Origin of the sequence: Snodgrassella alvi (assembly GCF_002777745.1) — a bacterium.
Lineage (GTDB): Bacteria > Pseudomonadota > Gammaproteobacteria > Burkholderiales > Neisseriaceae > Snodgrassella > Snodgrassella alvi_D.
The window spans coordinates 1-10,165 of record NZ_MEIO01000036.1; the positions used below are offsets into that span (position 1 = coordinate 1).

The 10,165-nt window shown below is 42.9% G+C and carries 6 protein-coding genes; 1 reads left to right on the forward strand and 5 read right to left on the reverse strand.

What is annotated here, in order from left to right:
• A partial coding sequence (locus BHC51_RS12665; protein ID WP_180296432.1) for a hypothetical protein occupies nt 1-1,106 on the forward strand: 1,106 nt, incomplete at its 5' end.
• A 216-nt stretch (nt 1,107-1,322) separates the two neighbouring features.
• On the opposite strand, the gene BHC51_RS13170 is transcribed toward BHC51_RS12665, so the two are convergent.
• The 5 genes from BHC51_RS13170 to BHC51_RS05210 form a co-directional block, all read right to left on the reverse strand.
• Nucleotides 1,323-6,548, reverse strand: a complete 5,226-nt coding sequence (locus tag BHC51_RS13170; RefSeq protein ID WP_100153498.1) for a calcium-binding protein — start codon at nt 6,546-6,548, stop codon at nt 1,323-1,325.
• 46 nt (nt 6,549-6,594) lie between these two features.
• A complete protein-coding gene (locus BHC51_RS05195) occupies nt 6,595-7,464 on the reverse strand; it encodes a hypothetical protein (protein WP_143558780.1) in 870 nt (289 codons plus the stop codon).
• 170 nt (nt 7,465-7,634) lie between these two features.
• The gene (locus tag BHC51_RS05200) at nt 7,635-7,895 is read right to left on the reverse strand and encodes a hypothetical protein (RefSeq protein ID WP_100153500.1); all 261 of its coding nucleotides are present in this window, start codon (nt 7,893-7,895) and stop codon (nt 7,635-7,637) included.
• Between the two features lie 46 nt (nt 7,896-7,941).
• Nucleotides 7,942-8,832, reverse strand: a complete 891-nt coding sequence (locus tag BHC51_RS05205; protein ID WP_100153501.1) for a hypothetical protein — start codon at nt 8,830-8,832, stop codon at nt 7,942-7,944.
• A gap of 283 nt (nt 8,833-9,115) precedes the next feature.
• A complete protein-coding gene (locus BHC51_RS05210; protein ID WP_143558782.1) occupies nt 9,116-9,985 on the reverse strand; it encodes a hypothetical protein in 870 nt (289 codons plus the stop codon).
• Nucleotides 9,986-10,165: the final 180 nt, after the last annotated feature.

The window sequence follows — 10,165 nt, forward strand, 5'->3', positions numbered from 1 at the left end:
TTGATGATGAAGATGCAATCAGATTACTGAAATGTACGGACAAACCGGTATCTGTTGTTGAGCATTCTTTTTCACCAGCAGTAATGGCCTATGTGCTGGAGCATAATTTTGCTACTGATGATTTAGTAGATTTAATCAGTGAATATCAACAATACGATACCGATATTCAGGCGCTTATTAAACAGCAGGTGAATGAACATATTGAATCAGTTTCAATCGAGCAAAATACTCAGGCTTTGGAATTTATAAGGGTGTATTGTGATAAAGAAGCAGTATTGGATTATCTACAGAAAAACATTGCCGACTATGCGGATTTAATTACTGAAGATACTGAATTGTTTGATTATGATGAAACATTGCAGCTAGTTAATCTAGGGCTTGATGATGAAGATGCAATCAGATTACTGAAATGTACGGACAAACCGGTATCTGTTGTTGAGCATTCTTTTTTACCAGCAGTAATGGCCTATGTGCTGGAGCATAATTTTGCAACTGATGATTTAGCGGATTTAATCAGTAAATATCAACAATACGATGCCGATATTCAGGCGCTTATTAAAAAGCAGGTGAATGAACATATTGAATCAGTTTCAATCGAGCAAAATACTCAGGCTTTAGAATTTATAAGGGCGTATTGTGATAAAGAAGCAGTATTGGATTATCTACAGAAAAACATTGCCGACTATGCGGATTTAATTACTGAAGATACTGAATTATTTGATTATGATGAGGCATTAAAGCTGATTACAAAACCAATTGATGATAATAGTGCAATCAGATTACTGAAATGTACGGACAAACCGGTATCTGTTGTTGAGCATTCTTTTTCACCAGCAGTAATGGCCCATGTGCTGGAGAACAAATTTGATACTGATGATTTAGCGGATTTAATCAGTAAATATCAACAATACGATGCCGATATTCAGGCGCTTATTAAAAAGCAGGTGAATGAACATATTGAATCAGTTTCAATCGAGCAAAATGCTCAGGCTTTAGAGTTTATAAGGGTGTATTGTGATAAAGAAGCAGTATTGGATTATCTACAGAAAAACATTGCCGACTATGCGGATTTAATTACTAAAGATACTGATGTCATAGAAACATAATCTATTCGCTCAGGTGTCTGTTGCTGTTTACAACGAAAGGATAAAAATATATTAAAGGTATATTTATCGAATAAAATTATTTTATGGCTACCTGAAAATTTCAGAGTTGCAGAAAATAATATTTATGTTGGCGTATCATTACCTGTCTTTAGCCATAACAAACAAGCCTGCAAACATCGTTTGCAGGCTTGTCTATAATACTACAGTGCTTCTGGCTTAACCGCAGTTGGCCGCAAGAATAGTCTGCGGGGCAAGCTGCTGAACTTCATCTGCCGCCCATATCCTGCCTTCACTGCTACCGCCAGAGAAAGCGGCCATGGCACCTACCAACTGCTGCACCTGTGCGGCTGTATAGTGCACACCATCTGCCGTATGAATCTGATACTGCCTAAAAGACTCACCGGCAAACCAGTTATCCAGCCGTACCTGATCATTTGAACCAATATGACCGATAATCAGATCATCTCTATTCCGATTGAACCGCAATTCATTGCTACGGTAGTCGACAAAATCCAGAATATCTCCCTGTGCCGCATTGGCTGCCTGATCAAACACCTCATCGCGGCCATGACCAGCCCGGAATACATAACGGTCTTGCTCCCAGCTACCGCCAATCAGCAAATCATTGCCGCTTCCTCCTTCCAGAATATCCTTTCCGGCGCCACCAAATAACTGATCATCGCCGGCATCACCATACAGAATATCATTGCCGTCGCCACCATCAAGCAAATCATTGCCTTTATTGCCATGTAAAATATCATTACCACCATAGCCATACATCAAATCTTTGCCGACCGTACCAAAAAGCTCATTGGCTTCATTATTGCCTTCAATAATACGGTCATAATTGGCGGCATTATGATGATCAATCTTATCAACTATCCGCTGCAAAGAGCGTGTAATATAAGAATTGCCACCATTAGGCTGGGCAAATATCAGATTATTCATATCCAGGCTGTGGGCACGTCCATCCAGATAATAGCCAACCAGATAGATTGCATCACCATTAACCCCATTGGTAACCTTAATACCTTTCTCATAGGCACTGATGGACAAATTATCCAGCGGTACATTAATAATCACCGTCGACTTCCCGCTGTAATCCTCAATCGTTGTAACACCGTCACCCTTATTAAACACAAAGACATCATCACCGGCGCCACCATTCAGATAATCATTACCTTTGCCGCCATACAGCCAGTCACGTCCGTCACCTCCGTAAAGCCGGTCGTTGCCATTACCGCCGCGAAGATGATCATCTCCCTCATCCCCATGAAGCACATCATTGCCTTCGCCGCCCAGTATCGTATCATTACCGGCGCCGCCATAAATAATATCATTGCCACCGGCTGTATCTGCATCATTCACACTCATTGCATTACCGCCGCTGAGAAAATCATTACCATCACCACCATGGAGCACATCATTACCGCCACCGCCAAAAATGGTGTCGTTGCCGGTGCCGCCATCAAGGAAATCATTGCCATAGCCGCCATCTATATAATCATCGCCCTCTTCACCATAGATGGTGTCATTGCCCTTATCCTCCGGCCGGTGTTGTTTCGGATCTCCATAGCCCTGATCGCCGAATAAATGATCATTACCCGCACCGCCATAAATCAGATCATCACCCAGTTGCCCCTCCACCAGATCGTTACCATTGCCAGCATAAATAGTATCGTTATAGCTATTGTCTGTAGCCACAACATTCATACCGATACCACTGATGAAATCCCCTGATATCTGGTCGTTACCATCACCGCCATAAATGGTATCGCGGCCGCCGCCACCCAGTAATGTATCATCACCTGTACCGCCATCGATAGTATCATCGCCATAGCCACCGAAAATAGTGTCATTGCCGGCACCGCCGGAAAGATAATCATTGCCCGCCATTTCTGTATTCAGCTCATGATCATCCTCACAGGCATCGCCCCAGATCACATCATCGCCATCACCACCGATAATCCAGTCGTCGCCACCACCTCCGGCTAGCTTATCATTGCCGGCACCACCATCAATAAAGTCATTACCATGTTCAGTAATATCTTTATTTAACCAATCACCAGTAATGGTGTCATCACCATCATCGCCATAAAGTTCATCATTGCCGGCGCCTCCAGAAATCTTATCATCATCATCACCGCCATGAATCACATCATCGCCATAGCCACCATCCAGAATATCATTGCCGGCATCGCCCCATATATGATCGTTACCATTAAGCTCCGGATGAGGCTCTGTGCCTGAAGCATCGCCCCAGATTATATCGTCGCCATCACCACCATATAAATAATCATCACCGCCGCCACCAGAGATCTGGTCATTACCGGCTCCGCCATAAATGGTGTCATTGCCATGATATTTAGCGTCCAGCATTTCCCCTTTTTCATAACTGTCAGCATCGCCATATATATTATCATCCCCATTGCCACCAATAATCACATCATTGCCGCCACCGCCAGCTATTTTATCATCGCCGTCACCGCCATCAATATAATCATCCCCATGGAAGACACCGTCCAGCGATTCCTCTTTTTTATAACTGCCAACATCGCCATATATATAATCATCCCCATTGCCGCCAATAATCACATCATTGCCGCCACCGCCAACTATTTCATCATCGCCGTCACCGCCATCAATATAATCATCCCCATGTAAGGCGCCATCCAGAGAATTCAGAAATCCCGGCCTGAGAATACCATCGCCATGTATATAATCATTACCCTTACCGCCTACAATATGATCATTACCAGCCATACCATAGATAGTATCGTCACCCTGTTCTGTACTGCCCGATGCTACTGAATCACCCTCAATATAATCATTCAGATTACCGCCTACAATATGGTCATTGCCATCACCCCCATATAAATAGTCTCCACCCACATCCGCAGCATCATCACTTCCTTTATTAATACCAGAAGTTATCATCTGGCCTCGCTGATTAATATAGACACCCCAGTTTGGACCGGCATAAATCAGTTCTTTACCATCAGCCGGCATCTTCCAGCGCTCATCCGGGCGGACACGATTACCTATGGTTAAATGACTATTGGCCCAGATAAAATCATCACCGGCACCTCCCTTGATGATATCTGATCCGCCTCCCCCAACAAGTAAATCCGTGCCATCGCCGCCCAGAATAATATCGTTACCGCCCATGCCGTCAATCGCATCACCACCATCGAGGCCATTAATCTCATCGGCACCGTCTGTGCCCTTAATCACATCTTCAAACCCTTTTTCTATCACGCCATCGACAATGGCACCCTTAGCATTGCGATTTTTCCAGCCCCAGTAATATCTGCCGGCTAAACTCTTGTCTAGATCAAAGTGGCCTTCTTTGTGAATAATTTTTGTGCGCCAGTCGCCAACAATTTTATTGGTTTTATTATTGTTATTATTATTATCCTTGAATTTGGGCAGCCTGATACCAAGCCTGCCGCCGCTCATCTGCTCCCAGCCGACAATGGTTAAAATATCATTTTTGTTTTCCAGCGACTGAATCATCAGATCGCCAGTGATTTGATCCACACTTATACGCCATTTCTCATCGGATGAAATCCAGACATTATTTTCTTTTGCTGTCCATTTGTATCTTGACAGCTGTTGATCATTAAGAAAAATACTGCCCTTGCCGTCAGAATCATAAATCTTATCCTTGCCATCGCCGCTATTGAAATAATACTTATCATTACCATCGCCGCCCGCCAGAATATCATTGCCTGCGCCACCTCTGAGCGTATCATTGCCGGCACCGCCAAACAGATAATCATCACCATCACCGCCACTGATGTCATCATTGCCTTTACTGCCAAAAATCACATCAGCCAGATCACCACCCACTACCTTAGTAGTGCCATTGCCCAGCATCACCACCTGATGGGCGTCATCACCAGCACTGGCACCCGTACTCCAGCTTTGCCCGGTTTGCTCATCGCGAAATACAATCGCATCCTCTGCACCAAAGCCGTATTGCTTACGAATCGATTCAACTAATGATTTTTGTTGCAGATAGCTCGGGCGCCTAGAAAAAGCAACACCGTCATGTTCATGAAATTTATCACTTAACATCTGATTATATTCATCTGCCTGAGCAAGGCGCATTTCCTGAATCATCCACGTGCGCACCTTAATCCAGTCTTCGCCTACATCATCAATCTTCCGCGCCGTTGGCATCTTATCCGGATTCAATACCACCACCGGATTAAGCTGCATCAGTGCATTCAGATACAGCGATACCATTTGTTGATTGCCTTGTTTTTCCCATTCCTGCAACTGCGTTAATAATTTTTCCGGCAGCTCATCAATAAATGCCAGCTGGTATTTAAATTCAAACTTGCCCGGCTGCCCGGCAACTTCCTTGCGATGACCATTCACCGGATCAAAGACAAAACCCATCCCTTTATCAGCAAAATTATCGTGATTAATGCTACTTACCAGTGGATTGGATGGATTAATGCTATTAGTATTTAATATTGCTGCCATAATCCATTGTGTTACCGCCTTGCCGCCAGCTACGTCCCAGTTAAATTTTAATTGCTGTTTTGCTGCATTAGTGGTTTTCTGATTGGTAAAATGACGACCTGTATATTGGTCAGCTGGAGAACCATAGTCCTTGTACCATAAGTTTTCCATTCCTTCCTTACCAAACTCAGCCCAATAATCCTTTGCCGGGAGAAATCTGCTGGTATTATCTACCCACTTTTTCGCCAGTGCCTGATCAGCGCTGGAAATTGGCACTTTTTTATAGCAACTCCAAATCAGCATTTGTCCTGCAAGCCCCAAACCTGCTCCTATTGCTGTTATCTTAGCAGAGGTGTGAGGTTTACCAGTTAGTTTATCAATATAAATATACCCATTATGAGCATCTCTCATGATTTCGGCTAATCCAAAGCTCATTGCCCAGCTTGAAACACTGGTGCCTTCGGTTGCCCACATAGCCTCCCACACTTCTTCGACAACCTGTTCGCCTTTGATTTCGCGCCCACCAATCAGTTTTCCTGAAGTATAGCGTTCGATAAGGCGCATCGGTTCATACAGCGTCCAGTAGTTAATATCAACATTATTCTTGTCAAATACCTTAATATGGAATTCTTTCATTTGCTGATAGGTGATATCCTGGCTTACGCTACCCGAACCGGCCTTTTTCTCCAGCATTTCCAGATAGCCCAAGGCCATGTGGCGGCGAATCTTATTGGTTTCGTCGTCCGTTAAAATATGGTGATGCTCTTTCGCCACCGCCTGCATAAATTCCAGTGCGCCATTACCGGTAATGGTATCTGCGGATGCTACCCCGTACGCCCATTGAGCATAATGATAGCCACGTTTGGCCAGTCGCTGATACACTTCACCAACATCGGATAAATCCCCATTTAATATTTGCTCACGCCATGCTCTGATTTCAGCGGCCGATACTTTTTTTGCTTCTAACATAGTGCTCTCCTTTAAAATAATCAATAAGTTATACCACTGCTACAAACTATGCCTTACCAATCTGTTTGCCCAGCAGCCTGCCTTCTGGGCTTACGCGCCAGCTATCCAGTATTTTGATAATATTGCTCTCCATCTCCTGCCACTGCGGCAGATAGACACGGTTATAACTAATCCATACTTGGATATGCCAGTCATCGTTATAAAACATATGACTACAAAAATTTTTATACTGGGTAAATTCACACTTGATATAGGTTTTAATATTGCCGGCCTGATCTTTTTTGAGCAAAATATCCTTGGCATTGTCATCCCATTTCCACGGTTCACCGGTTTTTGGATCAATACCATTATTGGCACGATATACGGTTAAACCATACAGCGGTTGTTCCTGCTGGATATAGTCAAAATGGGTGATGTCTTTCGCCAATTTGAATTCATTCTGAACAGTGAAGTTAAAATTCAACGGCGTAGCATCATATTGACCATAGACACTTACGCTCGCCCACGGCAAAGGTTTGCCATACGGGATTAAGGTTTCATTATCGCGGCGATAATCCTCTTCTGTTTGCCGGAAAGAGGTATAAATATCGCCATCAGTGATGCGATACTGAAAACCAAATGATTCCATCGGCAAATCATAAGATTCCGGCGGGCGCTGGTATTTGGCTTTGATTTTCGGATCGGCAAAATCGCCCGGATCGCCCATATAGCGTGCCCAGCCATCAATCACGCCCGCGGGGATGCTGATGGAGTGAGTGCCGAGTTTGCCAATAGTATCGGCGCGGCCACGGCTATCGCGATTATAGAATGGTACCTGTGCCTGCTGTTCGCTTACAAAATAGTCACAGCTGGCAAGCAGCAATACCTGCCACAGCAACATCACAATAAGTAGACTTTTCCTAAATCCAGACTTCATAAGCAGCCCTGTTGTTCTATTTTATAGAGTAAAAATTAACATAAATTTTACAAAAAGAAAAGAAAAAGAAGGCGATTTTAAAAATTTTATTGTTTTAAATTAAATATTAAACAACAGTTCAATATTCATGTATATGCGCTGGATTAATAAATATTTACATTATACTAAGTTTAACCAGCGCAGCGTATCTTATTGGTTTCGTCGTCCGTTAAAATATGATGATGTTCTTTCGCCACCGCCTGCATAAATTCCAGCGCGCCATTGCCGGTAAAGGTATCCGCGGATGCTACCCCATACGCCCATTTAGCATAATGATAGCCACGTTTGGCCAGTTGCTGATACACCTCGCCAACATCGTTCAAATCACCATTTTCAATCTGTTTACGCCATGCCTGAATTTCGCTTTTGCTTACTTTTTTTGCTTCTAACATAGTGCTCTCCTTGAGATAATCAATTAAGTTATACCACTACTACAAACTAGGCTTTACCAATCTGTTTGCCCAGCAGCCTGCCTTCTGGGCTTACGCGCCAGCTATCCAGTATATTGATAATATTGCTCTCCATCTCCTGCCATTGCGGCAGATAAACACGGTTATAACCAACAAGAACTCTTATATGCCATTCATCGTTATAAAACATATGGTTGCAAATATTTATATGCTGAGTAAATTGACAGTCGATATAGGTTTTAATATTGCCGGCCTGATCTTTTTTGAGCAAAATATCCTTGGCATTAACATCCGATTTCCACGGTTCACCGGTTTTGGGATCAATGCCATTATTGGCCTTATATACAGTTAAGCCATACAGCGGCTGTGGCTGCTGGATATAATCAATATTGGAAACTTCTTTTGATATTTTAAAGCCTTCCTGCACATAGGCATTAAAATTCAGCGGCGCAGCATCATATTCACCATAGATAATGACATCGGCCCATGGAAAAGGTTTGCCATACGGGATTAAGGTTTCATTATCGCGGCGGTAATCCTCTTCTGTGTGCCGGTAAGAGGTATAAATATCGCCATCAGTAATCCGATACAGGAAACCAAATGATTCAATCGGCAAGTCATAAGATTCTGGCGGGCGCTGGTATTTGGCTTTGATTTTCGGATCAGCAAAATCGCCCGGATCGCCGATATAGCGCGCCCAGCCATCAATCACGCCCGCGGGGATACTGATGGATTGAGTACCTAGTTTGCCAATGGTGTCATAACGTCCACGACTATCCTGATTGCGGAATGGTTCCGACACTTGCTCAACAACTTGTGTTTCCGGTTGTTTGCCAAAATCTTGGTCACAGCCGGCAAGCAGCAATACCTGCCACAGCAGCGCCAAGATAAGTAGACTTTTTCTAAATCCAGACTTCATAAGCAGCCTTTTTCTTTATTTTTTAATACAAAAGTTAACACAATATTAATATAAAGAAAAGAGAGAAATTCAGAATTATTTTCAATTTTATTGTTTTAAATTAGATACTAGCCAATATTTATTAATTATCTAATCAGTATTATTTCAAGAAACCTTGCGCCCATTTGGCATAACCATTTTCAATCTGTTTACGCCATGCCTGAATTTCGCTTTTGCTTACTTTTTTTGCTTCTAACATAGTGCTCTCCTTGAGATAATCAATAAGTTATACCACTACTACAAACTATGCCTTACCAATCTGTTTGCCCAGCAGCTTGCCTTCTGGGCTTACCCGCCAGCTATCCAGTATTTTAATAATATTGCTCTCCATCTCCTGCCATTGCGGCAGATAAGTACGGTTATAACTAATTGATACTCTGATATGAAATTTATCATTATAAAACATATGACTACAAAAATTTTTATGCTCAGAAAACTCGCAACCCATATAAGTTTTAATATTGCCGGCCTGATCTTTTTTGAGCAAAATATCCTTGGCATTAACATCCGATTTCCACGGTTCACCGGTTTTGGGATCAATGCCATTATTGGCCCGATATACGGTTAAGCCATACAGCGGCTGTGGCTGCTGGATATAATCAATATTGGAAACTTCTTTTGATATTTTAAAGCCTTCCTGCACATAGGCATTAAAATTCAGCGGCGCAGCATCATATTCACCATAGATAATGACATCGGCCCATGGAAAAGGTTTGCCATACGGGATTAAGGTTTCATTATCGCGGCGGTAATCCTCTTCTGTTTGCCGGAAAGAGGTATAAATATCGCCGTCAGTAATCCGATACAGGAAACCAAATGATTCAATCGGCAAGTCATAAGATTCCGGCGGGCGCTGGTATTTGGCTTTGATTTTCGGATCGGCAAAATCGCCCGGATCGCCGATATAGCGTGCCCAGCCATCAATCACGCCCGCGGGGATGCTGATGGAGTGTGTGCCGAGTTTGCCAATAGTATCGGCGCGGCCACGGCTATCGCGATTATAGAATGGTACCTGTGCCTGCTGTTCGCTTACAAAATAGTCACAGCCGGCAAGCAGCAATACCTGCCACAGCAGCACCAAGATAAGTAGACTTTTTCTAAATCCAGACTTCATAAGCAGCCCTATTGTTCTATTTTATAGAGTAAAAATTAACATAAATTTTACAAAAAGAAAAGAAAAAGAAGGCGATTTTAAAAATTTTATTGTTTTAAATTAAATGTTAAACAACAGTTCAGTATTCATGTATACGCGCTGGATTAATAAATATTTACATTATACTAAGTTTAACCAGCG